22 protein-coding genes are annotated in these 24,126 nt (G+C 67.7%); 15 read left to right on the top strand and 7 right to left on the bottom strand.

Annotation, left to right across the window (positions count from 1 at the left end):
- The 3 genes from phnY to AC07O3_RS30080 are packed head-to-tail and all read left to right on the top strand — an operon-like array spanning window position 1 to window position 3,445.
- Complete coding sequence (gene phnY / locus AC07O3_RS30090) at window positions 1-1,449, top strand: phosphonoacetaldehyde dehydrogenase (RefSeq protein ID WP_097199663.1); 1,449 nt, start codon at window positions 1-3, stop codon at window positions 1,447-1,449.
- Window positions 1,443-2,033, top strand: a complete 591-nt coding sequence (locus AC07O3_RS30085) for a phosphonate degradation HD-domain oxygenase (protein WP_371127409.1) — start codon at window positions 1,443-1,445, stop codon at window positions 2,031-2,033. The genes phnY and AC07O3_RS30085 overlap by 7 nt, the downstream gene beginning before the upstream one ends.
- Window positions 2,034-2,056: 23 nt before the next feature.
- Window positions 2,057-3,445 carry an FAD-dependent oxidoreductase gene (locus AC07O3_RS30080; RefSeq protein ID WP_495341062.1) on the top strand — a complete coding sequence of 463 codons (1,389 nt, stop codon included), beginning with the start codon at window positions 2,057-2,059 and terminating at the stop codon, window positions 3,443-3,445.
- Window positions 3,446-3,451: 6 nt separating this feature from the next.
- On the opposite strand, the gene AC07O3_RS30075 is transcribed toward AC07O3_RS30080, so the two are convergent.
- From AC07O3_RS30075 to AC07O3_RS30060, 4 genes are all read right to left on the bottom strand, one after another.
- Window positions 3,452-4,732, bottom strand: coding sequence for an NAD(P)/FAD-dependent oxidoreductase (locus tag AC07O3_RS30075; RefSeq protein WP_495341061.1), 1,281 nt, complete (start codon window positions 4,730-4,732; stop codon window positions 3,452-3,454).
- Window positions 4,729-5,490, bottom strand: coding sequence for an amino acid ABC transporter ATP-binding protein (locus AC07O3_RS30070; protein WP_093058523.1), 762 nt, complete (start codon window positions 5,488-5,490; stop codon window positions 4,729-4,731). Before AC07O3_RS30070 ends, AC07O3_RS30075 begins: the two co-directional genes overlap by 4 nt.
- Window positions 5,487-6,158, bottom strand: coding sequence for an ectoine/hydroxyectoine ABC transporter permease subunit EhuD (gene ehuD, locus AC07O3_RS30065; protein WP_093058542.1), 672 nt, complete (start codon window positions 6,156-6,158; stop codon window positions 5,487-5,489). Before ehuD ends, AC07O3_RS30070 begins: the two co-directional genes overlap by 4 nt.
- A 166-nt stretch (window positions 6,159-6,324) precedes the next feature.
- A complete protein-coding gene (locus AC07O3_RS30060; protein WP_093080879.1) occupies window positions 6,325-7,092 on the bottom strand; it encodes an ABC transporter substrate-binding protein in 768 nt (255 codons plus the stop codon).
- Between the two features lie 201 nt (window positions 7,093-7,293).
- Between AC07O3_RS30060 and AC07O3_RS30055 the strand changes: the two genes are divergently transcribed.
- Together AC07O3_RS30055 and AC07O3_RS30050 are read left to right on the top strand one after the other, a co-directional pair.
- The gene (locus AC07O3_RS30055) at window positions 7,294-8,097 is read left to right on the top strand and encodes an IclR family transcriptional regulator (protein ID WP_495341060.1); all 804 of its coding nucleotides are present in this window, start codon (window positions 7,294-7,296) and stop codon (window positions 8,095-8,097) included.
- 88 nt (window positions 8,098-8,185) lie between these two features.
- Complete coding sequence (locus AC07O3_RS30050) at window positions 8,186-9,247, top strand: adenosine deaminase (RefSeq protein ID WP_495341059.1); 1,062 nt, start codon at window positions 8,186-8,188, stop codon at window positions 9,245-9,247.
- Here AC07O3_RS30050 and AC07O3_RS30045 read toward each other — a convergent pair.
- Complete coding sequence (locus tag AC07O3_RS30045) at window positions 9,208-10,506, bottom strand: MFS transporter (protein WP_495341058.1); 1,299 nt, start codon at window positions 10,504-10,506, stop codon at window positions 9,208-9,210. The two genes, AC07O3_RS30050 and AC07O3_RS30045, sit on opposite strands and share 40 nt — an antisense overlap.
- A gap of 97 nt (window positions 10,507-10,603) precedes the next feature.
- On the opposite strand from AC07O3_RS30045, the gene AC07O3_RS30040 reads away from it, so the two are divergent.
- The 3 genes from AC07O3_RS30040 (at window position 10,604) to AC07O3_RS30030 (ending at window position 14,957) form a co-directional block, all read left to right on the top strand.
- The gene (locus AC07O3_RS30040) at window positions 10,604-11,632 is read left to right on the top strand and encodes a LysR substrate-binding domain-containing protein (RefSeq protein ID WP_093080874.1); all 1,029 of its coding nucleotides are present in this window, start codon (window positions 10,604-10,606) and stop codon (window positions 11,630-11,632) included.
- Window positions 11,598-12,410, top strand: a complete 813-nt coding sequence (locus AC07O3_RS30035; RefSeq protein WP_426389687.1) for a helix-turn-helix domain-containing protein — start codon at window positions 11,598-11,600, stop codon at window positions 12,408-12,410. Before AC07O3_RS30040 ends, AC07O3_RS30035 begins: the two co-directional genes overlap by 35 nt.
- A 114-nt stretch (window positions 12,411-12,524) precedes the next feature.
- Entirely contained in the window at window positions 12,525-14,957 is a 2,433-nt protein-coding gene (locus tag AC07O3_RS30030; protein WP_495341057.1) for a penicillin acylase family protein, read from the top strand.
- Window positions 14,958-14,978: 21 nt separating this feature from the next.
- Here AC07O3_RS30030 and AC07O3_RS30025 read toward each other — a convergent pair whose 3' ends face one another.
- A complete protein-coding gene (locus tag AC07O3_RS30025; protein ID WP_495341056.1) occupies window positions 14,979-16,220 on the bottom strand; it encodes an MFS transporter in 1,242 nt (413 codons plus the stop codon).
- Between the two features lie 172 nt (window positions 16,221-16,392).
- Here AC07O3_RS30025 and AC07O3_RS30020 point away from each other — a divergent pair, with 172 nt between their 5' ends.
- The 3 genes from AC07O3_RS30020 (at window position 16,393) to AC07O3_RS30010 (ending at window position 19,443) form a co-directional block, all read left to right on the top strand.
- Complete coding sequence (locus AC07O3_RS30020) at window positions 16,393-17,340, top strand: GlxA family transcriptional regulator (RefSeq protein WP_495341055.1); 948 nt, start codon at window positions 16,393-16,395, stop codon at window positions 17,338-17,340.
- Window positions 17,341-17,446: 106 nt separating this feature from the next.
- On the top strand, window positions 17,447-18,253 hold the full coding sequence (locus AC07O3_RS30015; RefSeq protein WP_495341054.1) for an SDR family NAD(P)-dependent oxidoreductase: 807 nt from the start codon (window positions 17,447-17,449) through the stop codon (window positions 18,251-18,253).
- Window positions 18,254-18,342: 89 nt separating this feature from the next.
- Window positions 18,343-19,443: a BMP family ABC transporter substrate-binding protein gene (locus AC07O3_RS30010; RefSeq protein WP_495341053.1), complete on the top strand. Its 1,101-nt coding sequence runs from the start codon at window positions 18,343-18,345 to the stop codon at window positions 19,441-19,443.
- On the opposite strand, the gene AC07O3_RS30005 is transcribed toward AC07O3_RS30010, so the two are convergent.
- Window positions 19,440-20,321, bottom strand: coding sequence for a LysR family transcriptional regulator (locus AC07O3_RS30005; RefSeq protein ID WP_495341052.1), 882 nt, complete (start codon window positions 20,319-20,321; stop codon window positions 19,440-19,442). The two genes, AC07O3_RS30010 and AC07O3_RS30005, sit on opposite strands and share 4 nt — an antisense overlap.
- Before the next feature lie 105 nt (window positions 20,322-20,426).
- On the opposite strand from AC07O3_RS30005, the gene AC07O3_RS30000 reads away from it, so the two are divergent.
- The 4 genes from AC07O3_RS30000 (at window position 20,427) to dcd (ending at window position 24,020) form a co-directional block, all read left to right on the top strand.
- The gene (locus AC07O3_RS30000; protein ID WP_093058511.1) at window positions 20,427-21,032 is read left to right on the top strand and encodes a short chain dehydrogenase; all 606 of its coding nucleotides are present in this window, start codon (window positions 20,427-20,429) and stop codon (window positions 21,030-21,032) included.
- A complete protein-coding gene (locus AC07O3_RS29995) occupies window positions 21,029-22,012 on the top strand; it encodes a hypothetical protein (protein ID WP_495341051.1) in 984 nt (327 codons plus the stop codon). Before AC07O3_RS30000 ends, AC07O3_RS29995 begins: the two co-directional genes overlap by 4 nt.
- 76 nt (window positions 22,013-22,088) lie before the next feature.
- On the top strand, window positions 22,089-23,375 hold the full coding sequence (gene guaD, locus AC07O3_RS29990) for a guanine deaminase (protein WP_495341050.1): 1,287 nt from the start codon (window positions 22,089-22,091) through the stop codon (window positions 23,373-23,375).
- Between the two features lie 78 nt (window positions 23,376-23,453).
- Window positions 23,454-24,020, top strand: coding sequence for a dCTP deaminase (gene dcd / locus AC07O3_RS29985; protein ID WP_093058509.1), 567 nt, complete (start codon window positions 23,454-23,456; stop codon window positions 24,018-24,020).
- The last annotated feature ends 106 nt before the right edge of the window (window positions 24,021-24,126 follow it).

Raw genomic sequence — 24,126 nt, 5'->3', positions numbered from 1 at the left:
ATGAGCCAAGCCACCCTGAAGCCAGGCACCATTCACCGCGAAGCCCTGCGCATTGCCGGCGAGCGGATTCACCGCGACCGCACGATCGACGTCACCTACCCCTACACCGGCGAAGTGATCGCCACCGTGCCCAAGGCCACGCTCGAAGACGTGCGGGTGGCCTACAAGATCGCACGCGACTACAAGCCCACCCTCACGCGCTACGAGCGCTACAAGATCCTGATGCGCGCGGGCGAGATCATCGCCTCGCGCCTGGACGAGATCTCGCGCGTGATCACGATGGAGTCGGGCCTGTGCCGCAAGGACTCGCTGTACGAGGTGGGCCGCGCCTCCGACGTGCTGCTGTTCGCGGCCAACCAGGCGCTGGTGGACGACGGCCAGGTGTTCTCCTGCGACCTCACGCACCACGGCAAGAGCCGCAAGGTCTACACGCTGCGCGAGCCGCTGCAGGGTGCGATCACGGCCATCACGCCGTTCAACCATCCGCTGAACCAGGTGATCCACAAGGTGGCGCCCTCCATTGCCACCAACAACCGCATGGTGCTCAAGCCCAGCGAGAAGACGCCGCTGACGGCCTTCATCCTGGCCGACATCCTGTACGAGGCGGGCCTGCCGCCGCCGATGCTGTCGGTGATCACGGGCGATCCGCGCGAGATTGCCGACGAGATGCTCACCAGCGCCGACGTGGACCTGGTCACCTTCACGGGGGGCGTGGCCATCGGCAAGTACATCGCGGGCAAGGCGGTGTACAAGCGCCAGATCCTGGAGCTGGGGGGCAATGATCCGATCATCGTGATGGAGGATGCGGACATCGAGGAGGCCGCCACACTGGCGGCCAGCGGCTCGTACAAGAACTCGGGCCAGCGCTGCACGGCGATCAAGCGCATGCTGGTGCACGAGGCGGTGGCGGACCGGTTCGTGGAGTTGCTGCTGGCCAAGACGCGGGCGCTGAAGTACGGCGACCCGATGGACCCGGCCACGGACATGGGCACGGTGATCGACGAGGCGGCTGCGATCCAGTTCGAGGCGGTGGTCAATGAGGCGATCAAGGCGGGTGCGAAGCTGCTGTACGGCAATGAGCGCAGCGGTGCGCTGTATTCGCCGACGGTGCTCGATCACGTCGATCCCGGGATGACGGTGGCCAGGCACGAGACCTTCGGGCCGGTCTCGCCGGTGATCCGCTTCAGGACGATCGAGGAGGCGATCCGCATCTCCAACGGCACGGCCTACGGGCTGTCGTCGGCGGTGTGCACGAACCGCATGGACTACATCACGCGCTTCATCCGCGAGCTGAACGTGGGCAGCGTCAATGTGCGCGAGGTACCGGGCTACCGCCTGGAGCTCACGCCCTTCGGCGGCATCAAGGACTCGGGCCTCGGATACAAGGAAGGCGTGCTCGAGGCCATGAAGAGCTTTACCAACACCAAGACTTATTCGTTGCCGTGGTAGTCGCCGCATCGCTCGCTGTACCGCTGGACGTGGAAGGCATCGTCGCCCTGTTCGAGGCCAAGGGCCACGCGCAGTACGACGGTGAACCCGTCACGCAGCTCCAGCACGCGCTGCAGTCCGCGCACCTGGCCGAGCAGGCCGGTGCATCCAGCGAACTCATCACCGCAAGCCTGCTGCACGACCTGGGGCACCTGCTGCACGACATGGACGGCACGCCGACGCAGCAGGGCCTGGACGACCTGCACCAGTACCGCAGCCGCGCCTTCCTGAAGCACCTGTTCGGCCCGGCCACGCTCGACCCGATCCGGCTGCACGTGGACGCCAAGCGCTTCCTGTGCGCGCGCGAGCCGGGGTATCTCGAAGCGCTGTCGGCCGATTCGCAGCGCAGCCTGGTGCTGCAGGGCGGCGTGTTCGACGAAGCACAGGCGAGGCAGTTCGAAGCGCTGCCGCATGCGCTCGACGCGGTGCGCCTGCGCCGCTGGGACGACAGCGCCAAGTGCGCCGATGCGAAGACGCCCGACCTGATGCACTACGCGCGGCACATGGTGCTCGCGTCGAGGCAGGCTGCCACGCCGCAGCCATAACCTGAAACCGAGAGCCTTCCGACATGCGCCCCTTCTGGATCGAACAGGCCCTCTTCAACGACGGCGACCTCGCACCTGCGCTGCAGGGCGCACAGCGCGCCGACGTCTGCATCGTCGGTGGCGGCTTCACCGGGCTGTGGACCGCCATCCAGGCGAAGCAGCGCAACCCGGCGCTCGACATCGCCATCGTCGAGAGCGATCTCTGCGGTTCCGGTGCGAGCGGGCGCAACGGCGGCTGTCTGCTGACGTGGTCGACCAAGTTCTTCACGCTGCGCCGACTGTTCGGCGAAGCCGAGGCCATCCGCCTCGTCAGGGCCTCGGAAGATGCGGTGCAGCACATCGCCGACTTCTGCCGCGCGCAAGGCATCGACGCCGAGCTGCGGCAGGACGGCACGCTCTACACAGCAACCTCGCAGGCCCAGGTCGGCGCGCTCGACCCCGTGATGAAGGGGCTGGAGAACTGCGGCATTCATTCCTACCGCACGCTGCCGCCCGAAGAAGTCGCGCGCCGCTCGGGTTCCGCGCGCAACCTGGCAGGCGTGTATTCGCCCATCGCCGCGACCGTGCATCCGGGCAAGCTGGTGCGCGGGCTGAGGCGCGTGGCGCTGGGCATGGGCATCCGCATCTACGAGCGCAGCCCGATGATCGACTTCACGCAAGGCCATCCGGTCACGGTGCGCACGCCGGCCGGCAGCATCGAGGCGCCGAAGCTGGTGCTGGCGATGAATGCGTGGATGGCCAGTGCCTTGCCTCAGTTCGAGCGCACGACCGCCATCGTGTCGAGCGACATGGTCATCACGGAAAAATGCCCCGAGCTGCTGCGTGCGACGGGATTGGTCGATGGCGTCTCGGTGCTCGATTCGCGCACCTTCGTCTATTACTACCGCACCACCGTGGACGGCCGCCTGATGCTGGGCAAGGGCGGCAACACCTTCACCTGGGGCGGGCGCATCGCGCCGGTGTTCGACCAGCGCTCACCTTACGAGGCCGAACTCACGCGCGCGCTGCATGGCTTCTTTCCTTCGCTGCGCGACGTGCCGGTGACCGCGAGCTGGAACGGGCCGTCGGACCGCTCCGTCACCGGCTTCCCGTTCTTCGGCAAGCTCAACGGCGCGCCGCACATCTACTACGGCTTCGGCTACTCGGGCAACGGCGTGGGGCCGACCTACATGGGTGGGCAGATCCTCTCTTCGCTGCTGCTGGACGAGGACAACGCCTGGACGCGCAGCCCGCTCATCCAGGGGCCGCTGGGGCAGTTTCCGCCCGAGCCGATCCGCTACATCGGCTCCATCGTCGTGCGCGACGCGATCCGCCGCAAGGAAGCGGCCGAGGACCGCGACAGCCGGCCGTGGATGGTCGACCGGCTGCTGAGCAAGTTCGCCGACGCGGCAGGCAAGTCGGACAAGGGCTGAGCGCGTTCAGGCCAGCCGGTCGAGCAGGCTGTACCAGGCCACGCCGCCTGCCACGTAGAAGCGCTGCAATCCGTGCAGCGGGATCGGTGTGATCGGCGTTACCGGGTACGGAAAACCCGCGCCCGCATCGACCAGTCGCGCCGCCACGTGCTTGCCCATGCTCGTGGCCAGCGCGATGCCGCGTCCGTTGTAGCCCAGCGCCACCGTCACGCCCGGCGCCGGCGTGTGCACGTGCGGCATGAAGTCGCGTGTGACCGCGATGCGGCCGGCCCAGCGGTACTCGTAGCGCAGCGGCCCCAATTGGGGAAACAGCAGCTCGAGCGAGCGCTCGAGGTGCGCGAAATCCGCGGGCCCGGCCGGGTCGGCAAAGTGGCCGCGACCGCCCATCAGCAGGCGGCCCTGCGCGTCCTTGCGGAAGTAGAGCAGCAAGCGCTGCGAGGTCGAGGCGGTTTCGCCGCCCGGAAGAATGGCGTCGGCCGCCGCACCTTTGAGCGGTTCGGTCGCGACGATGAAGCTGTTGGCGGCCAGCACAGTGCTCGACAGCTTCGGCCACAGCGCGCCGGTGTAGCCGTTGGTGGCAATCAGCACCTGCTCGGCAGTGACGCTCGCGCCTGTCGATGTGCTTGCATGCCAGTGCGTGCCGCGGCGCTCCAGCGCCGTGACTTCGGTGCCGCCGTGCACGGCAGCGCCCGCGGCGTGCGCGGCACGCACCAGCCCGCGTGTGTAGGCCAACGGCTGGATGCCGCCAGCGCGGCCGTCGAGCCAGCCGCCGGCAAAGGCTTCGGTGCCGAGTCGCGCGCTGACGGCGGCGTGGTCGAGCTGCTGCGTGCTGACGCCACGCTTCGCCCACTGCTCGGCGCGCGCATGCAGCGCGGCCACGTCCTTCTGTGCGTAGGCGGCCTGGATCCAGCCTTTGCGCACCGGCTGGCAGTCGATGCGGTGGCGGGCGATCAGGTCGAACACCAGGTCGGCCGAGCGCGAGACTGCATCGATCAAGGGCTCTGCACGCGCATGGCCATAGAGCTGGACCAACTCGTCGGGGTCGTGCTTGAGCGAAGGATTCACCTGCCCGCCGTTGCGCCCCGACGCGCCCCAGCCGGGTTCGTGCGCCTCGAGCACGCAGGCCTGCACGCCGGCCTCGGCCAGGTGCAGCGCAGCCGAGAGGCCGGTGAAGCCGCCGCCGACGATCAGCACGTCGGCCTTGCGCGATTCGGCCAGCGGCGGTGTCGGTGGAGCGGGTGGCGCGGTGTCGGCCCAGAGCGAAGGAGGCAACGCGCGAACGCTCATGCGCGCACCTCCGCGGACGCCACGGCACCGGAGGGGTGCAGCACGCGCCGCAGAAAGTCTTGCGTACGCGCCTGGCGCGGCGCGCCTAGCACCTGCGCGGAAGGGCCTTCCTCGACGATGCTGCCGCTGTGCAGGAAGCACACGCGGTCGGCCACTTCGCGCGCAAAGCCCATCTCGTGCGTGACCACGATCATCGTCATGCCCTCGTCGGCCAGTGCGCGCATCACGCCGAGCACGTCGCCGACCAGCTCGGGGTCGAGCGCGGACGTGGGCTCGTCGAACAGCATGGCCTCGGGCTTCATCGCGAGCGCGCGGGCGATTGCCACGCGCTGCTGCTGCCCACCCGAGAGCTGCGCCGGATACGCCTGTGCCTTCTCGGCCAGCCCCACCTTGGCCAGCAGCGCCAGCGCTTCTTCGCGCGCCTGCGCCGCGTTCTGGCGCAGCACGTAGACCGGGCCTTCCATCACGTTCTCCAGCACGGTGCGGTGCGGGAACAGGTTGAAGCGCTGGAACACCATGCCCATGCGGCTGCGCAGCCGGTGGATGTTGGGCGCGTTGCGGTCCACCCGCTCGCCGAAGGCGCGCACTTCGCCGCCTTCGTATGACTCCAGCCCGTTGATGCAGCGGAGCACCGTCGACTTGCCCGAGCCCGAAGGGCCGATCAGGCACACGACCTCGCCCTTGTCCACGTTCAGGCTCACACCCTGCAGCACGCGGTGCGTGCCGAAGCGCTTTTCCAGTCCTTCGACGTGGATCATGGTTGTTTTCTCCCGGCGGCAAAGCGCTTCTCTAGCCGGCGCAGGCCGTAGACCAGCGGCAGGCTCATCAACAGGTAGAGCAGGGCGACCAGCGTGTAGACCGTCATGTTCTGGAAGGTCGACGAGGCGATGAGCTGGCCGGCGCGCGTCATCTCGGCCACGGTGATGGTCGAGACCAGCGAGGAGTCCTTCAGCATCATCACCAGCGTGTTGCCGTAGGGCGGCAGCGCGATGCGAAAGGCTTGCGGCAATATCACGCGCCGCATGATCAGCGCCGAGCGCATGCCCATGGCTTGCGCGGCCTCGCGCTGGCCCGGATCGACCGCCTCGATGCCGGCGCGGAAGTTCTCGGCCTGGTACGCCGAGTAGGCAATGCCCAGCCCGATCACGCCGGCCTGGAAGGCCGTGAGCTGCACGCCGAACTCCGGCAGCACGAAGTAGATATAGAACAGCTGCACGATGATCGGCAACCCGCGAATCACGTTGATGGCCACCGTGGCGGCCCACGAGAGGGCGCGCACGGGCGACAGCTTCATCAGCGCGAGCGCAAGGCCGAGCGCGCTGCTCAGCAGGAAGGCGAGCACCGTAACCTGCACGGTGACCACCGCGCCCTGCAGGAGGATCGGCAGGAAGTCCTGCGCGTTCTGTAGAAAGGTGGGAGCAGCCATCTGCATCAGCCTCGTCGCTTGATGCGCGGCGCATCGAACTGGTCGGCCGACGCAGTCAGGCCCATTCGGGGAACACCGCGGAACCGGCTTTGCCGGGCCGCAGGTGTTGCCCCCTGCAAGGGGGTTGGCGAAGCGACACGAAGTGCGCGAAGCCTGGGGGTGTGCATCAGATCCCCCATTTCTGGACGATCTTGGCGAGCGTGCCGTCGGCCTTCACGGCGGCAATGGCCTTGTTGATGCGGGCCATCGTCTCGGTGTCGCCCTTGCGCACCACCAGGCACACGTCGCCCACGTTCACGGCCTTGTAGCTGTCGACCAGCTTCACGCCGGGGAAGGTGTTCTGGCGGATCTGGTAGGCCATGATGGGTTGGTCGCCCAGCCCTGCCTTGATGCGTCCGAGCGAAAGGTCGCGCGTCATGTCGGCCACCGAATCGTAGCTGCGCACTTCCTTGAAGATGCCTTTCTTGTTCAGCATGTCGAGGAACACGGTGCCGACCTGCGCGCCCACCACTTCGCCCTTGAGCTCGTCGAGCGAGACATACGCGCGGGTGTCGTCGGCCTTGACGATCAGGCCCTCGCCGTACGAATACACCGGGTCGCTGAAGTCGACCACTTCCTGGCGCGCCGCTGTCTTGAGCATGGCCGCCGAGACGATGTCGATCTTGCGGGCCGTGAGCGAGGGAATCAGCGCCGAGAACACCGTCTGCTGCACGTTGACGTTGAAGCCGCCCGCCTTGCCTACGGCAGTGACGGTGTCGACCATCATTCCCTGGATGGTGTTGGTCTTCACGTCGAGGAAGGTGAAGGGCACGCCGGTGGCGGTGGCGCCCACGTTGTAGGTCGGCGTGGCGCCTTGTGCCATGGCCAGCGAGGCGGTGCCGGCGATGCAAAGACCCAGGGCCAGGCGGTGAAGGCGGCGAACGATGCGATTCATGGAAGCACTCCTCGGAGGAAAAGGACGTTGAAAAGTGGAAATGAACGGAAAGGGAACGGAAAAAGGTGATGCACCTCGCGATGCAACATGCATGCCAATGGTCGATTCTTTTGAATCTCTAATCAATAAATAGAAACCACTAGTCGGGTTTTAAGAATCGATATTCGATATTTCGAGGGGATGTAGCTATACTCCAGCGCCATGGACGCCACACCCGACACAGCCCCCGAAGACAGCCAGAGCCTGCTTTTCAACCAGTCGCTGGAGAAGGGCCTGGCCGTGCTGCGCGCCTTCAGCGCACGGCGGCGCACCATGACGCTGGCCGACGTGGCCGAGGCCACCGACATCACCAAGAGCTCGGCCCAGCGCATGGTCTTCACGCTCGAAAAACTGGGCTACGTGCGCAAGCACCCGAAGACGCGGCGCTACCAGCTCACGCCGCGCGTGATGGAAATCGGCTTCAACTACCTGGCGGCCCATTCGCTGATCGACATGGCCAACCCCTTCCTGTCGGAGCTGACCAAGGTGACGACGGAAACCTCCTGCCTCACCGAGCCCGACGGGCTCGACATGGTCTACGTGGCGCGTTTCGTCAGTGCGCAGTTCGTGCCGGTGCACATGCCCATCGGCAGCCGCATTCCCATGTACTGCACGGCTTCGGGGCGCGCTTTTTTGAGTGCGCTGCCCGAGGAAGAGGCGCGCTCGCTCATCGAGGCCTCCAACCGCGTGGCGCACACCATGCACACGTGCACCGATGTGGACGCAATCCTCGAAACGCTGCGCCAGGCGCGCCTTCAGGGCTTTGCCACCAATGCCGAGGAGCTGTTCCTCGGCGACATGACCATCGCGGCGCCCGTGCTGGGCAGCCAGGGGCGGCCGGTGGCCTCTGTGCACATCGTGGCGCCGACCAGCCGCTGGACGATCGACGAAGCCGTGCGCAAGCTGGCGCCCACGCTGCTGCTGTGCGCGCGCTCGCTGACCAGTTCGGCGCGCAGCATCGACTGACTGACGGCTATACGGTTTCAGGCATCGCGCTGGCGGTGGCTGGCTTTATGCTGTGCGGGATCACAACGCAGCAGCATAGTCCCCCACCATGACCGATTTCCGCCCCGTCTACGACAAGAGCTTCGACCGCATCGCAGCCGACCGCCTGCCCGAGTTGCTGCGCGCCATGCCCAAGGCCGAGTTGCACATGCACATCGAGGGTTCGCTCGAACCCGAGCTCATCTTCGCGCTCGCGCAGCGCAATGGCGTGTCCATTCCCTACGCCAGCGTCGAAGAATTGCGCAAGGCCTACGCCTTCACCAATCTGCAGAGCTTTCTCGACATCTACTACGCCGGCGCCAGCGTGCTGCTGAAGGAACAGGATTTCTACGACATGGCCTGGGCCTACCTGGAGCGCGCCGCGGCCGACAACGTGGTGCACACCGAGATGTTCTTCGACCCGCAGACGCACACGGCGCGCGGCGTGTCGATGGAAACGGTAATCAACGGCCTGCACCGCGCCTGCGTCGATGCGCAACCGAAGCTGGGCGTGAGCGCCACACTCATCCTGTGTTTCCTGCGGCACCTGAGCGAGGAAGAAGCCTTCGAGACGCTGGAGCAGGCGCTGCCATTCCGCGACAAATTCATCGGCGTGGGGCTCGATTCGAGCGAAGTCGGCCATCCGCCAGAGAAGTTCGCGCGCGTGTTCGCACGCTGCCGCGAGCTTGGCTTTCACCTTGTCGCGCATGCGGGCGAAGAGGGCCCGCCGGCCTATGTGTGGAGCGCGCTCGACGTGCTCAAGGTCGAGCGTGTCGACCACGGCGTGCAAAGCACCAAGGACCCTGCGCTGATGAGGCGGCTCGCGCAAGACCGCATTCCGCTCACCGTGTGCCCGCTGTCGAACCTCAAGCTCTGCGTGTTCCCGGACCTGTCGCAGCACAACCTTGGCGCGCTGCTGGGCGCGGGCCTGGTCGCCACCGTCAACTCGGACGACCCGGCCTACTTCGGCGGCTACATGAACCAGAACTTCACGCAGACCTTCGCGGCCACCGGGCTCAGCGTGCAGCAGGCCTGGCAACTCGCGGCGAACAGCTTCGAAGGCAGCTTCATCGACGCGGCGGCCAAGCGCGCCTACGTCGACCGGCTCAACGCGGCCTTCGCGACTTTTTGATCCGCAACGGCGGGCCGCGGCACCAACAGCGGCATCGCCACCAGCGCGCAGACGCTGGCCGCCAGCCACACCATCGGCCAGCCCTGCAGCGCCAGCAGGTGCGGAATGGAAAACGGCGTGACGAAGCAAACAAGGAACACGCTGGTGTTGGCCATGCCCAATGCCGTGCCGGCGCGGGCTGCACCGGCCAGCGTGGCGAGTTCGGTGTAGGCCACGCCGTGCCAGGCCGACACGCACACGCCGCTCACGCCCAGCAGAACGACCAGCGCGATGCGCAGCGCAACTGAATCGGCGGCATGCGTGCCCGAGGCCATCACCAGCACCGCGAGGCCAGCGAACAGCAGCACGCTGAGCGCACTGCAAGCCCGCAGGTAGGCCGGCCGGTTGCGCCGCCGATCCGTCCAGCGGCCGCTCCACACGCGCATGACCATCGCGCCGACCTGCGTGAACACCATCGTCGCGGTGATCGTCGCGAAGCCCGCATGGCCGAAGTCGTGCAAGAAGACGGTGCCGAAGGACAGCACCGCGAACTGCGGCGCGCAGAGGATGCCGATGCCGGCCACGATGCGCCACACGCGCACGTCGCGCAGTGGACCACTCTTGGGTGCGGCCGCTTCCACGGTCTTGTTGCCGCGCGGCGCAATGGGTGGCTCGTGCACCCACGCCCAGCTCATCGCCGCGCTCAGCGCGCACAACAGCGCGAGCAGGCCGTACAGCGCGGCAAAGCCGAAGTGCAGGGCGACGAAAGGCAGCACCAGCGCGCCGATGCCACCGCCCAGTGGCACGGCCGTCTGCCGGATGCTCATCGCGAGGCCGCGCTCGCTGGCGTCGAACCACGTCATCACCGCGCGGCCACTGGCACCGTTGACGCTGCCGCCAAGCAGGCCGACCAGCAGCAGCCCGGCGCCGAGCCAGCCCAGGCCGGGAATGTGCCCCGCCGCTGGTGCGGCCCACAGCGCCATCGCCACGAGCGCAGCGGCCGTGCTGCCCAGGCCCATCAGCAGCACCGGCCGGTCGCCCCAGCGGTCGGTCAGCAGGCCCCATGGCAACTCGCTCACCGCGATGCCTAGCCCCATGAGGCCGAGCACCAGCCCGAGCGTGGCGTTGTCGAGCTGGTAGCCGGTGCGCATGAGCACGGCGGTCATCGGGATGCCGCTGAAGGCCACAGAGAACGCCGCGTTGGCGGCCACACCGGCAGTCAGCACCTTCCAGCGGTGGCGCGGCGAGAACGTAGAGGAGGAAGAGGGAGATTGCGTCATGTTGGGCGCAGTGTCTGCCGCCGCCAAGGTTTTGAAAATCAGAAAATAATGTGCCAATCGTCCTGAAAAACAGGATGGTCAAAAAAGGAGCCCCGACATGAGCCAGGTGATGTTCGATCTCGACGTGCTGCGCACTTTCTCCACCGGCATCGCGCTCGGCAGCTATGCGCGTGCCGCCGACAAGCTGGGCCGCTCGACTTCAGCAGTGAGCGCGCAGCTCAAGAAGCTGGAGTCACAGGCCGGCACCGTGCTGTTCCGCAAGGCCGGTCGCGGGCTGGAGCTAACCGACGCCGGCGAAACGCTGCTGGCCTATGCGCACCGCATGCTCGAACTGAATGAAGAAGCCAGCGCCGCCATGCGCGGCGCCGACCTGCAGGGCTGGGTGCGCCTTGGCCTGCAGGAAGACTTTGGCGAGACGCTGCTGCCGGCTGTGCTCGGCCGCTTCGCGCGCGCGCATCCCAAGGTGCGCATCGAGGCCTGCGTGGCGCGCAGCGGCGAGCTGCGGGAGCGGCTCGAACTCGGCCAGCTCGACCTGGCGCTGGCATGGGACGCGGGCGACCAGCCCCTGTCGCCGTATGCCGAGCGCGTGGCCCGCCTGCCCTTGCTGTGGATCGGCCCCAAGGCGCCCGATCGGGTCGAAGCCGACTGGTGGACGCAGCGCGAGTACCGCGGCACCGGTACGCGCCAGGCCAAGAGCAAGGAGCCGTTGCCGCTCATCATGCTCGACGCCCCGTGCCCGCTGCGCGAGATCGTCATCACTGCGCTCGACCGCGCCGGCGTGCCATGGCGCCGCGCCTTCGGCAGCGCCAGCCTGGCCGCGCTGTGGGCCGCTGCCTCGGCCGGCCTGGGCCTCACTGTGCGTACGCCTTTCGGGCTGCCCTCGCACGTGCGCATCATCGATCGCACGATGCTGTCCCTGCCGGCACTGCCGCAGATATCGCTCGTGCTCTATCGCGCGCAGGCCCACTCCGAGGCCCCGGTGGGCCGGCTGGCCACGCTGCTGCTGGAGGCGGTGCGCCAGCATGTGCAGCCCATGGCCGTTCCGATGCGGGAGAATCCGCCGCTGGAGACAAAAACAAAAGTGATACGGCATGGCAACGCAAAACTTCCTGCACCTGTGGGATGACCGGTTCCTCTACATCACGCCGGCGATCCAGTCGGGCCTGACGGCCCGCTCGTCGGCCACGCTGCTGGCGTCGATCAGCGGGCATCCCTTCGCGCTGGAGGCGGTCGACGGCACGCGCGTGCACTGCACCGCGGCGCTTGTCGCTCCGCACGTGTCGCGCCGGCTCGACGTCGATGGCTGCGGGCTGCTGTCGCTCAATCTCGATCCGGCCTCGAGCGCCTACCGCATGCTCGCCAAACGCATGGGCGGCCACGGCATCCTGCCGATCGATGCGCGCCGCTTCGGCCGGCTGCGCGACGATTTCGATCCGGCGCAGCACGGCGCGCTTTGCAGCCGCGGGCTACGGGCGCTCAGTGTGAAGCTGGTCGAGGCCATCAACGAATTCCCCGAGAGCGAAGCGGCCATCGACCCGCGCATCGAACGCGTGCTGCAGGCCATCCGCGCGCATGCGGGGCAGATTCCGCTGCGCGACCTGTCGGCGGTGGCCTGCCTCTCGCCCGACCGGCTCACGCACCTGTTCGCCCGGCAGGTGGGGGCGTCGGTCAAGCGCTATGCGCTGTGGACCAAGGTGCGGCGCACGGTGCAGCAGTTCACCGTGCGGCGCCCACTTACCGACGTGGCGCTGGTCAGCGGCTTCACCGACGCGGCGCACATGAGCCGCACTTTCCAGCGCTACTTCGGCCTGTCGCCGTCCTTCCTGGCGAGCCAGGTGCGCGTGACCGCTGACGACGGGGCCTCGCACGCCTGGGGCCACCAGCAGGGGCTGGCGTCAATGTAAAGAAGGGCACGCGCGCGAGGCGTTCGCGTCGCCCGTCTTAAGATTGCCGCCGAACGCGCCACGCACGCTCATCGCCCACGCAGCTGCGTTCCTCATACACAACAGGAACACTGCATGCGCTCGAAATTCAAGTGCGGCCTCGGGTCGCTTTTTCTCGTGCCGGTTGCCATGGCCCTCGTGGCGTGTACCGGCATTACCGACCGTTCAACGCCACCGCACGGCAGCTACAAGGCCGAGATCCGCCGCACCGCCATGGGCGTGCCGCACATCAAGGCGGACGACTGGGCCGGTGCCGGCTATGGCTACGGCTATGCGCAGGCGCAGGACGATCTCTGCACCATGGCCGACAGCTTTCTCACCTACCGCGGCGAGCGTTCGCAGTTCTTCGGCGCCGAGGCGCTGCTGACGGCCAAGAGCACCATCGGCCAGCCCAGGAACATCGACTCCGACTTCTTCCACAAGCACGTGATCACGGCCGACGTGGTGGGGGCCATGGCCCGCGCGCAGCCGGCCAGCATCCGCGGCATGGTCGAAGGCTTTGCCGCTGGCTACAACCGCTACGTGCGCGAGCTGAAGGCTGGTGCCGGTGCAGGCAACGCACATGCGGCCTGCCGCAACGAGGCGTGGGTGCGGCCGGTGAGCGCCGACGACATCTACCGCCGCATGTACGCCACCAACCTGGCGGCGGGCTACAGCAACTTCCTCTCGAACATCGCGAATGCGGCGCCGCCTGCCGCCAAGATGTCGTCGCGCGAGGAGCACGGCACGCAGCCGCTGGCGCTGCAGGTCGGCGGCGAGGCGGGCGTGGGCAGCAACATGATCGGCTTCGGCACGGCCGCCACCGGCGACGCGAGCCCGCTGCTGTTCGGCAACCCGCACTGGTACTGGCGCGGGCCTGATCGCTTCTATCAGGCGCAGCTCACCATTCCGGGGCAGCTCGACGTCAGCGGCACGTCTTTCCTCGGCGTGCCGGTGATCCTGATCGGCTTCAACGACAACATCGCGTGGAGCCACACGGTGTCGGCGGCGCGGCGCTTCGGTCTCTTTCAATTGCAGCTCGCTCCGGGTGACGCCACGAGCTACCTGCGCGACGGTCGCGTGGTGAAGATGCAGGCCCGCGCTGTCACCGTGAACGTGAAGCAGGCCTCTGGCAAGGTCGAGCCGGTAACGCGCACGCTCTACACCTCCGAATACGGCCCGCTGGTGAACCTGGGCGCGATCAACCCGGCGCTGGCCTGGAGCCAGAGCATGGCCTTCGCCATCCGCGACATCAACGCCGACAACTACCGCACCTTCCGCACCTGGCTGCGCTGGGCGCAGGCGAAATCGCTCGACGAGCTCATCACCGTCCAGCGCGAGGAGGCCGCGATCCCTTGGGTCAACACCGTGGCCGTGGGCCGTGGCAGCGCCAAGGCCTGGTATGCGGACATCGGCGCGGTGCCCAACGTGTCGCCCGAGCAGATGGCTGGCTGCACCACGCCCGCCGGCAAGGCGATGGCAGTCGCGCTGCCGCGCGTGCCGGTGTTCGACGGCTCGCGCAGTGCCTGCGACTGGCAGAGCGACGCCGACTCGGTGCAGAAGGGGGCAGTCGGCCCTTCGCGCATGCCGAGTCTGCTGCGCGACGACTACGTCGCCAACATGAACGACAGCTACTGGCTCGCCAACCCGAAGGCGCCGCTCACGGGCTACCCGGCCATCTTCGGCCCGACGGGCAGCAACGCGCAGACATTCCGCACGCGGCTCGGCCATCTCATTGCGCAAGACACGAGCAAGGGCGCAACGGTCGATGCCGTCGAGCGTGCGGCGCTCGGCAGCCGCGCCTACACAGCAGAACTGTTCAAGGCCCGCGCGCTGGAGCTGGTGTGCGGCGTGCCTCGCATTGCGGTGACGGGCGATGCGCAGACCGGTGAGGCGTTCTCGCCGCCGCGCAGCGTCGACACCGGACCCGCCTGCGCGGTGCTGAAGGCGTGGAACAACACCGGCCTGGCCTCGGCGCGCGGCGCTCATGTGTGGGACGAGTTCTGGGCGCGCGCCTCGCGCCTGCCTGCGGACAGGCTCTATGAAGTGCCTTTCAGCGCGAGCGATCCGATCAACACGCCGAGTGGCCTCAAGACTTCAGCCGCCGAAGATCTGCGGCAGGCCTTCGGCGCCGCAGTGCTGCGCGTGCAGGCCAGCGGCTACGCGCTCGACGCGCCGCGCGGCGACACGCTGTTCGTGACGCGCAGCGGCCAGAAGATCCCGCTGTCGGGCGGCTGCGACGGCCAGGGCTACTTCACGATCCTTTGCTCGGAGAACCGGCTCGACAAGGGCGGCTACACGATGGACGCCAACCCCAACGGCAACAGCTACATGCAGATCGTGCGTTTCCCCGCAGGAGGCGTCGAGGCTCACACCTTCCTCACCTTCTCGCTGTCGGACGATCCGGCATCGCCGCACAACGCCGACTACACACGCGCCTACAGCGCCGGGCAGTGGCTGCGCCTGCCGTTCTCGGAAGCGGAGATCAAGGCCGACGCCGCCTACAGCAGCGTGACCATCAGCGAGTAGGGAGGAGGGGGCAGCGGTGCTTCAGCGCCGCTTCGCCAGCCAGTTCCACCCGGCGCCCGCGGCCATCAGCACGCAGGTGCCGAGGAACACGGCGCGCATGCCGATGTGCCCGCCCACGAAGCCGCCGAGCAGCGGCCCCGCGACCTGGCCCGTGTACTGCGCAGAAGTCGAGTAGCCGAGCATGTTGCCCGCCACTCGCTCGGGCACGTTGTGGCGGATCACGCTCGCGATGCAGGGCAGCAGCCCGCCGAGCGACAGCCCCATCAGAAAGCGCAGCACCACCAGCTGCCAGCCCGAGCTGACGAAAGCCTGCGGCACCAGCAGCAGCGCCGACACCGCGAGGCAGCCGACGATCACGTTCCAGTGCCCCACGCGGTCGGCCAGCTTGCCCAGCCACGAGGCCGAGAGGATGCTACCGAGCGCCGCTGCCGACATCACGAGGCCGGCCATCATCGTCACGCGATTCGGGTCTTCGACCAGCGTGGCAACGTAGACGGTGATGATCGGCTCGATCGACATGTTCGCGAGCATCAGCAGCATGCCGGTGAAGAGCATCGCGACCAGCGGTCGCTTGTCGGGCACGGCGGCCCAGCCGGTGTCGTCGGAGGCGCCGCGTTGCTTCGATGCGGAAGGCGCCTTCTTCTCTTCGCGGATGAGGAAGGCCGTCGCGAGAAAGGCCACGAAGATCATCGCGCCCGCCGCGAAGAAGGTGTTGCGAATGCCGACCAGCGGCGGCAGCACGCCACCCACCAGCGGCCCCACGAGGTTGCCCGCCATGATGGCCGACGACATCGTGCCCAGCGCCCAGCCGGTGCGGTCCTTGGGCGTCTGCGTGGCGACCAGCACCATCGAGCCCGAGGCATAGCCGCCGAGCAGCCCCGCCAGCAGCCGCAGTCCCACGAGCTGCCACACGTTGCCCGCAAGGCCGATCAGCGCCATCGCCACCGCCATGCCGAGGCTCGCGCGGATCAGCATCGGCTTGCGCCCGTAGCGGTCGGCCAGCCGGCCCCACAGCGGCGCGACCAGCGCGGCGCTGAAGAAGGTGGCACCGTAAGCCGCGCCCGACCACTGCACGATGGCCGCATGGTCCTTCACGCCGAGCTGCTCGACGTACAGCGGCAGGAAGGGCAGCAGCAGCGTCATCGCGATGATGGTGGTGAAGGAGCCGAACATGCAGACGGCGAGGTTGCGCTGCCAGTGGGTGTGGGCGCCCGTCCCGGCTGGCGGGGCGTTTGTTGCGTTCGTTGTTGTCGGGGGCGTCATGGGGAGCGCCCATTGTGGGACGACGCGGCCGGGTTGGCGCTTGCCGATTGGTGGCGGCACCCATCGCCGCGCGGGAAGGCCGTGCTGCGTATCCCTCACGCCAACGCGGTCAGCGCAGGTCGTCTAGCCTCGCGTCCGTCATTCAGCGCAACCCTCTTTTCAGGACATGGCAATGAAACGCATCGGCGTGCTCGTCTTCCCCGGCTTCCAGATCCTCGACCTCGCGGCGATTGCGGCGTTCGAGCTCGCCAACATCCATGCCGGCAAGGCGGTCTACAAGGTCGAGCTGCTATCGGAAGAGGGCGGCCTCGTGACCAGCTCGTCGGGCGTGGCCACCGACAGCAAGCGCTTCGGCACGGCGAAGTTCGACACGCTGGTGATGAGCGGCGCGCTCTTCATCGCGCCCACGTCCGAGAAGATGCGCCGCTTTCTGCGTGCGGGGCTGCGCAATGCGCGCCGTGTGGCCAGCATCTGCACCGGCGCCTTCGGGCTGGCAGATGCGGGCCTGCTCGACGGACGCCGGGCGACCACGCACTGGTCCTTTGCGGGCGAGCTGCAGAAGCGCCATCCCGACATCAGGGTGCAGCCCGACCGCATCTTCATCAACGACGGGCCGGTGTGGACCTCGGCCGGCATGACGGCCGGCATCGATCTCGTGCTGGCACTGGTGGAGGAAGACCTCGGCGTGGAGGCCGCCCGGTTCGCGGCGAGGAAGCTGGTCGTGTATCACCGCCGCGCGGGCGGGCAGTCGCAGTACTCCGCGCTGCTCGAGCTGGAACCCAAGTCCGATCGCATCCAGAAGGCGCTGGTGCATGCGCGGGCCAACCTGCGCGAGGCGCTTTCGGTGGAGGAACTGGCCGAGGTCGCGCACCTGAGCCCGCGCCAGTTCAGCCGCGCTTTCAAGGCCGAGACCGGGCAGTCGCCCGCGCATGCGGTCGAGAACCTGCGCGTGGAGGCGGCGCGCGCGCTGATCGACGAGGGCAGCCTTGCGCTAGGCGTGGTCGCGCGCGAAACGGGCTTCGGCGACCCCGAGCGCATGCGCCGCGCCTTCCTGCGCACGCTGGGGCAGCCGCCGCAGAGCGTGCGCCGAGTGGCCCGGAAAGAGGCCGCCACGGCCTGAAGCGTCGGATGTCCTGAAAGGTGGCTTATATGACATTTACGCCATAGCCTTGCAGGAGGAGACTTCCCCTCATGGCCACAACCCCGTGGCGATCAAAGGAAACTCCATGACTGCAACTTCAAATCCCGGCAAGGGCACAGCCCTCATCACCGGCGCCTCGTCGGGCATCGGCGCCGTGTACGCGGACCGCCTTGCGCGGCGCGGCTTCGACCTGATCCTGGTGGCGCGCAACCGCGAGCGCCTCGCCGCACTGGCCGCGAAGCTCGCGGACGAGACCGGGCGCAAGGTCGAGGTCCTTTCAGCCGATCTGTCCGACCGAAAGGACATCGCGTCCGTGGAAGCCGTGCTGCGCACTCGCGGCGACATCACCGTGCTGGTGAACAACGCCGGCTTCGGCGCCGCCGCACCGCTGCTCGGCTCGGACATCGACAGGATGGAGGAAATGATCGAGCTCAACGTGAGCGCGCTCACGCGGCTCACCTATGCGGCCGTGCCCGGTTTCGTCGAACGCGGCGCCGGCACGCTGGTGAACATCGCCTCCATCGTGGCGATCTCGCCCGAGACGCTCAACGGCGTGTACGGCGGCACCAAGGCCTTCGTGCTGGCGCTGAGCCAGTCGCTGCAGCACGAGCTGAAGGACAAGGGCGTGCGCGTGCAGGCGGTGCTGCCCGGTGCGACGGCCACCGAGTTCTGGGGCGTCGCGGGCGTGCCGATCGAGCATTTGCCCAGCGAGATCGTGATGACCGCGCAAGACATGGTCGACGCGGCCCTCGCAGGGCTCGACCAGGGCGAGCAGGTCACGATTCCCGCGCTGCCCGACCTTGCCGAGTGGGATGTCTTCGATGCGGCGCGGCGTGCGATGTCGGGGCGGTTGTCCAGCACCGTGCCCGCGGTGCGCTACCGCGCCGCCTAGACGGCTCGGGCATAAAATCCCCACCCCGCAGCAGGGCGTCCCGGCCTGCTGCGGGGTTTTGCTTTTCCGGGGCCATGTAGAGGAACACCATGTACAAAAACCTCGCGGGCCGCGCCGTTCTGGCGCTGGCCGCCGCGTGCTTTTTATCTCCCGCCTTCTCGCAAACGCAGCCGCCGAAAGCGCCGCTGAAGATCGGCTTCGTCTACGTCACGCCCGTCACCGATGCCGGCTGGGTGCGCCAGCATGAAGAGGGCCGCAAGGCCGTCGATGCTGCGTTGGGTGACAAGGTCAAGACCACCTATGTCGAGAACGTGGCCGAAGGCGCCGATGCCGAGCGCGTGATCCGCGACCTCGCGCAGCAGGGCAACACGCTCATCTTCACGCCGAGCTTCGGCTACATGGAGCCTACGCTGAAGGTGGCGAAGGACTTCCCCGAGGTGAAGTTCGAGTCGATCACCGGCTACAAGACCGCGCCCAACGTGGCGACCGCCAATGCGCGCTACTACGAGGGCCGTTATCTCGCGGGCATCGCGGCCGGCCGCATGACGAAGACCAATATCGCGGGATACGTGGCGGGCTTTCCGATTCCCGAGGTGCTGCAGGGCATCAACGCCTTCACGCTCGGCATGCGCTCGGTGAACCCGGCCGCGAAGGTGCACGTGGTGTGGCTCAACGAGTGGTTCGATCCGCCGAAGGAGCGCGACGCGGCCATGGCGCTGTTCAACCAGAACGCCGACGTTGTCGCCTTCCACACAGGCTCCACCGCCGTGATGGCTGCGGCGCAGGAGCGCGGCAGGATGGCCATTGCCTACCACTCCGACATGCGCAGGATCGCGCCCGATGCGCAGATCGTCGCGGTCACGCACCAGTGGGGCGGCTACTACACGCAGCGCGCGAAGGCCGTGCTCGACGGCAGCTGGAAAAGCGGCAACCTCTGGGGCGGCGTGAAGGAAGGAATGATCCGCGTCGGCGACTTCGGCACGAAGGTGCCCAAGGCCGTGCAGGACGAGGTGCTGGCGCGGCAGAAGGACATTGCGGCAGGCAAGCTGCAGCCGTTTCGCGCAACTGCCGGTGACGTGCGTGACAACGAAGGTCACGTCGTGATCGCCAAGGGCGCGCAACTGAGCGACGAGCAGATCCTGAAGATGAACTGGCTGGTCGAGGGCGTGCAGGGGCGGGTGGCGCGCTAGCTCAGCCGCTCGACCACAAAGTCCACAAAGGTCCGCAGCTTCGCACTCGGCCGCGCTTCCGGCAGCCGCATGATGTGCACCTGTCGCGTGGGCAGTTCCCACTCGGGCAACAGCTGCACCACCTGACCCGACGCTAGGGCGGGGCCTAGCAGCGCATCGGCCTGCACGATCACGCCCACGCCGGCCATGGCTGCGGCCAGCAGCGCCTGGCCGTTGTTGGTGGTGAGCGGGCCGCGCACCGGCACGTGCACCGTCTCGCCCTTGCGCGTGAAGCGCCACGAATGGTTCGGCCCCCAGGTCGCGAAGCCCAGCAGCGGAAAGGCTTCCAGATCGGACGGGTGCTTCGGCTGCCCGTGGCGCGCGACCCACGCGGGGCTGGCGACGGCATACATGCGCGCCAGCGCGAGCGGTCTTGCAATGAGCCGCTCGTCGACCGCGGCGCCCGAGCGGATGCCGCAGTCGAAGCCCTCCTCCGCGAGATCGACCACGCGGTCGTTGAGGCTCAAGTCGACCTTCACCTGCGGGTAGGCGGCGATGTAGTCGCCGATCACCGGCGTGAGCCGGTGCGCGCCGTAGGCCACGGGCGCGGTGACGCGCAGCACGCCCTGGGGCATGGCGCGCAGCGACTCGGCCACGCCGTCGGCGGTGTGCACGCTGGCCAGCACGTCGCGGCAGCGCTCGAGGTAGGCGGCGCCGATCTCGGTGAGCGAATGGCGGCGCGTGGTGCGCTCCAGCAGGCGAGCGCCAAGCTGCTCTTCGAGCGCGCGGATGTGCTTGCCGACCATCACGGCCGACAGGTCGAGCGCCTCGGCGGCGGCCGCGAAGCTGCCCGCATCCACCGTGGCGACGAAGACTTCCATGGCGCGGAGCTTGTCCATATTGAGAATCCAGAGTTTCGAATGACCGAACCAGGTGGCAATTTATCAAATCAATGGTTCGTAAAACAATCGCTGCTTGTTGATTCACTTTTGGCGAGGTTCTCCATGAAGGTTCTTGTTGTGGGCGCGACGGGCGCAATTGGCAGTGCGGTGGCTCAGACGCTGGCTGAGCGCGGTCACGAGGTGATTCGCGCAGGCCGCACGCGCGGCGATCTCCAGGTCGACATCACGAGCGATGCGAGCGTCGAGGCGCTGTATGCGGCGGTGGGACGCGTCGATGCCATCGTGTCGGCGGCGGGCGGGCTGTTCTTCGGGCCGCTGAATGAAATGCGGCCCGCCGACTTCAACGTCGGCCTGCAGGACAAGCTGCTCGGCCAGGTGCGGCTCGCGTTGCTGGGCCAGCATGTGCTGACCGATGGCGGCTCGATCACGCTGACCACGGGCATCGTGGCGGACGAGCCGATCCGCCAGGGCGCGAATGCCACGGCCGTCAATGCGGCGGTCGAGGGCTTCGTGCGCGGCGCGGCGATCGAACTGCCGCGCGGCATTCGCATCAACGTGGTGAGTCCGACGGTGCTGACCGAATCGCTGCCGCTGTACGGGTCGTTCTTTCCCGGATTCGAGTCGGTGTCGGCGGCGAAGGCTGCGCAGGCCTATGTTCGCAGCGTCGAAGGGCCGCAGACGGGGCGCGTGTATCGCGTGTGGCAATGAGAGTGCGTGCGTTGCTTGGGGGCGTGTCGCTCGCGTTCGTGGCGGCGATGGCTTCGGCTGCGCCGGCCGGGGTGCAGGCCTTGCCGGACGACTGGTATCCGGAAAGCGTCGCCATCGGCCCGGACGGCTCGTTCTACGTCGGCAGCTGGCGCGAGGGCGCGGTCGCGCGCCTGAAGCCGGGTGTCGCGCCGAAGGCCGAGGTGCTCGTGAAGCCAGGCGCCAATGGTCTGGCGAACGGGCAGGGCGTGCTGGTCGATGCGAAGCGTCGGGCGCTGTGGGTCTGCTCGGGCAGCAGCGGCTTCACCACCGTGCCGCAGACGCCGAGCGCACTCAAGCGCTACGACCTGGCCACGGGCGCGCCGCGCGCGAGCTATGCAATGCCCGACAGCGGCTACTGCAACGACCTCGCGCAGGACGCGCGCGGCAATCTCTACGTGACCGACTCCTACCACCCGCGCGTGCTGAAGCTCGCACCGGGCGCCACCGCGCTCACGGTGTGGAAGGAAGACCCGGCGCTGGCCGGACCGGGCCCCTACAAGGGCCTGAACGGCATCGCCATCGATGGTGGGCGCGATGTCTATGTGAGCCTCGTGGCGGCGGCTCCTTACGTGCTGCGCATCGGTTTGGGCGCTGAAGGCAACGCCGGTGAGGTCACGCGCATCGAGGCGCCGCGCGTGCTGAAGAACGTCGACGCAATCCGCGCCTGGAAGCCCGGCCGGCTCGTGCTGTTCGAGAGCAATGCCTTCGGCGAAGGTCCCTACGGTGGCCAGATCACCGTGGCGCGTGTCGACGGCACGAGGCTCGGCCTGCAGACGGTAGTGACGGGGCTCAACGACCCCTCGTCGGGCGCGGTCTGGGGCGATCGCGTCTACTTCATCGAATCGAAGTACGCGCTGCTGACCAAGCGCAAGGACGGTGACGGGCCCGTGCCGACCGGCGTGCCCTTCGACATCCAGTCGCGTGCGCTGCCGCCGCGGTGAGTGCGTTCCGCATATAGCACTCATATGCGCATGGAAATTGCGGTGCAGTGGGGCTGGATTACCCTCCGCACCCACGATGAAAAAAGCCTACCGCGCCTCCCTCCTGCGATTCGACGCCGCCGGCCAGCCCGTTTTCGATGAAGACGGCCTGCTGGTCGTGGCCCCCGACAGCACCGGCCGCCAGCGCGTGCTCGATGCGGGCAGCCATGCCGCCGTCGCGCCGCGCCACCCCGGCGCCCACGTGACCCATCTGCCGGGGCGCATCCTCGCGCCGGGCTTCGTGGATATGCACATCCACTATCCGCAGACCGACATCATCGGTTCGCCCTCGCCGGGCTTGCTGCCCTGGCTCGAGAACTACACCTTCCCTGCCGAAAGCAAATTCGCAGACCCCGCGCATTCGAACGAAGTAGCCGACGTGTTCTTCGGTGAAATGCTGCGCAACGGCGTCACTACCTCGTTGACCTTCGCGACTTCGCATGTGGCCTCGGTCGATGCCTTCTTCGAAGGCGCGCAGCGCCGCGGCCTGCGCATGATGACCGGCAAGGTGCTGCAGGACCGAAATTCGCCCGACGGCGTGCGCGATGAAACCGAGCAGAGCCTGATCGACTCCGAAGCGCTGATCCGCAAGTGGCACAACGTCGACCGGCTGGGCTATGCCATCACGCCGCGCTTTGCACCCGCGAGCACCGATGCCCAGATGCGCGGTGCGAGCGAGTTGGCCGCCAAATACGCCGACACCTGGATCCAGTCGCACGTGGCGGAGAACCGCGACGAAGTGAGCTGGGTGCGCGAGCTGTACCCCAAGGCGCGCTCGTATCTCGACGTGTACGCCGGCTTCGGCCTGATGCGCGAGCGCGCCGTGTACGCCCACTGCATCTACCTCGACGACGCCGACCGCGCCCTGCTGCGCGAGACGAAGACGGCCGCGGCCGTGAGCCCCACGAGCAACCTGTTCCTCGGCAGCGGCTTCTTCGACTTCGGCGCGGCCGACCGCGTGGGCTACCCGTACGGCCTCGCCAGCGACGTGGGCGGCGGCACCAGCTTCAGCCCCTTCCACACCATGATGGCGGCCTACTACGTCGGCCGTGAAGGCCAGACCAAGACCGGCCTGAGCATTGCGCCTTCGGAGCTCTGGTGGCGCCACACCGGCGGCGCGGCGCGCGCGCTGGGCCTCGACGGCGTGGTGGGCAACCTGCAGCCGGGCTGCGAGGCCGACTTCCTGGTGCTCAACCCGGCGGCCACGCCTCTGCTGGCGCGCAAGACAAAACTGGCGAGCACGATGGAAGAAATGCTCTTCGCGATGATCGTGCTGGGCGACGACCGCCTGGTCGAGCGCACGGTGATTTCGCAGGCGCTGTAGCACCCGGGGCGGCGGGGAGGGCAGTGGCGCATGCCACAATTCGCGCCATCTCCCCCGCAGCAGCAGTAGCGACCGCATATGAGCATCAAGAGCGACAAATGGATCCGGCGCATGGCCGAGCAGAACGGCATGATCGAGCCCTTCGAGCCCGGCCAGGTGCGCGAGAGCGACGGCCACAAGATCATCAGCTACGGCACCTCGAGCTACGGCTACGACATCCGGTGTGCGCCTGAATTCAAGGTTTTCACCAACATCCACAGCACCGTGGTCGACCCGAAGAATTTCGACGAGAAGAGCTTCGTCGACATGCACGGCGACTACTGCATCATTCCGCCCAACAGCTTCGCGCTGGCGCGCACCGTCGAATATTTCCGCATCCCGCGCAACGTGCTCACCATCTGCCTCGGCAAGAGCACCTATGCGCGCTGCGGCATTATCGTCAACGTCACGCCCTTCGAGCCCGAGTGGGAAGGCTACGTGACACTCGAATTCAGCAACACCACGCCTCTGCCCGCCAAGATCTACGCGGGCGAAGGCTGCGCGCAGGTGCTGTTCTTCGAGAGCGACGAGGTCTGCGAGACCAGCTACAAGGACCGCGGCGGCAAGTACCAGGGCCAACGCGGCGTCACCCTGCCAAAAACCTGACGAAACACCAAGCCGTCTGCTGACGGCCGGTTACCCCGGAGGGCGCCGGGGCAAGTACCATCCTGCGACCGCCGGCAAATCCTCCTGCAATGGCCGGCAAGGAGAC

It is taken from the genome of Variovorax sp. GW821-FHT09D05 (genome assembly GCF_059416325.1).
This window is presented reverse-complemented; position numbering and strand designations above follow the sequence as displayed.

Excerpts from the sequence above, each read along its gene's own strand:
- AC07O3_RS30010 (WP_495341053.1), top strand. The coding sequence starts at position 18,343 with ATGTACAAAAACCTCGCGGGCCGCGCCGTTCTGGCGCTGGCCGCCGCG.
- AC07O3_RS29995 (WP_495341051.1), top strand. The coding sequence starts at position 21,029 with ATGAGAGTGCGTGCGTTGCTTGGGGGCGTGTCGCTCGCGTTCGTGGCG.
- dcd (WP_093058509.1), top strand. The coding sequence starts at position 23,454 with ATGAGCATCAAGAGCGACAAATGGATCCGGCGCATGGCCGAGCAGAAC.
- AC07O3_RS30020 (WP_495341055.1), top strand. The coding sequence starts at position 16,393 with ATGAAACGCATCGGCGTGCTCGTCTTCCCCGGCTTCCAGATCCTCGAC.
- AC07O3_RS30035 (WP_426389687.1), top strand. The coding sequence starts at position 11,598 with ATGGCAACGCAAAACTTCCTGCACCTGTGGGATGACCGGTTCCTCTAC.
- AC07O3_RS30055 (WP_495341060.1), top strand. The coding sequence starts at position 7,294 with ATGGACGCCACACCCGACACAGCCCCCGAAGACAGCCAGAGCCTGCTT.
- AC07O3_RS30000 (WP_093058511.1), top strand. The coding sequence starts at position 20,427 with ATGAAGGTTCTTGTTGTGGGCGCGACGGGCGCAATTGGCAGTGCGGTG.
- phnY (WP_097199663.1), top strand. The coding sequence starts at position 1 with ATGAGCCAAGCCACCCTGAAGCCAGGCACCATTCACCGCGAAGCCCTG.
- AC07O3_RS30080 (WP_495341062.1), top strand. The coding sequence starts at position 2,057 with ATGCGCCCCTTCTGGATCGAACAGGCCCTCTTCAACGACGGCGACCTC.
- AC07O3_RS30025 (WP_495341056.1), bottom strand. The coding sequence starts at position 16,220 with ATGACGCCCCCGACAACAACGAACGCAACAAACGCCCCGCCAGCCGGG.
- AC07O3_RS30050 (WP_495341059.1), top strand. The coding sequence starts at position 8,186 with ATGACCGATTTCCGCCCCGTCTACGACAAGAGCTTCGACCGCATCGCA.
- ehuD (WP_093058542.1), bottom strand. The coding sequence starts at position 6,158 with ATGGCTGCTCCCACCTTTCTACAGAACGCGCAGGACTTCCTGCCGATC.
- AC07O3_RS30015 (WP_495341054.1), top strand. The coding sequence starts at position 17,447 with ATGACTGCAACTTCAAATCCCGGCAAGGGCACAGCCCTCATCACCGGC.
- AC07O3_RS30070 (WP_093058523.1), bottom strand. The coding sequence starts at position 5,490 with ATGATCCACGTCGAAGGACTGGAAAAGCGCTTCGGCACGCACCGCGTG.
- AC07O3_RS30075 (WP_495341061.1), bottom strand. The coding sequence starts at position 4,732 with ATGAGCGTTCGCGCGTTGCCTCCTTCGCTCTGGGCCGACACCGCGCCA.
- AC07O3_RS30030 (WP_495341057.1), top strand. The coding sequence starts at position 12,525 with ATGCGCTCGAAATTCAAGTGCGGCCTCGGGTCGCTTTTTCTCGTGCCG.
- AC07O3_RS30045 (WP_495341058.1), bottom strand. The coding sequence starts at position 10,506 with ATGACGCAATCTCCCTCTTCCTCCTCTACGTTCTCGCCGCGCCACCGC.
- AC07O3_RS30060 (WP_093080879.1), bottom strand. The coding sequence starts at position 7,092 with ATGAATCGCATCGTTCGCCGCCTTCACCGCCTGGCCCTGGGTCTTTGC.
- AC07O3_RS30005 (WP_495341052.1), bottom strand. The coding sequence starts at position 20,321 with ATGGACAAGCTCCGCGCCATGGAAGTCTTCGTCGCCACGGTGGATGCG.
- guaD (WP_495341050.1), top strand. The coding sequence starts at position 22,089 with ATGAAAAAAGCCTACCGCGCCTCCCTCCTGCGATTCGACGCCGCCGGC.
- AC07O3_RS30040 (WP_093080874.1), top strand. The coding sequence starts at position 10,604 with ATGAGCCAGGTGATGTTCGATCTCGACGTGCTGCGCACTTTCTCCACC.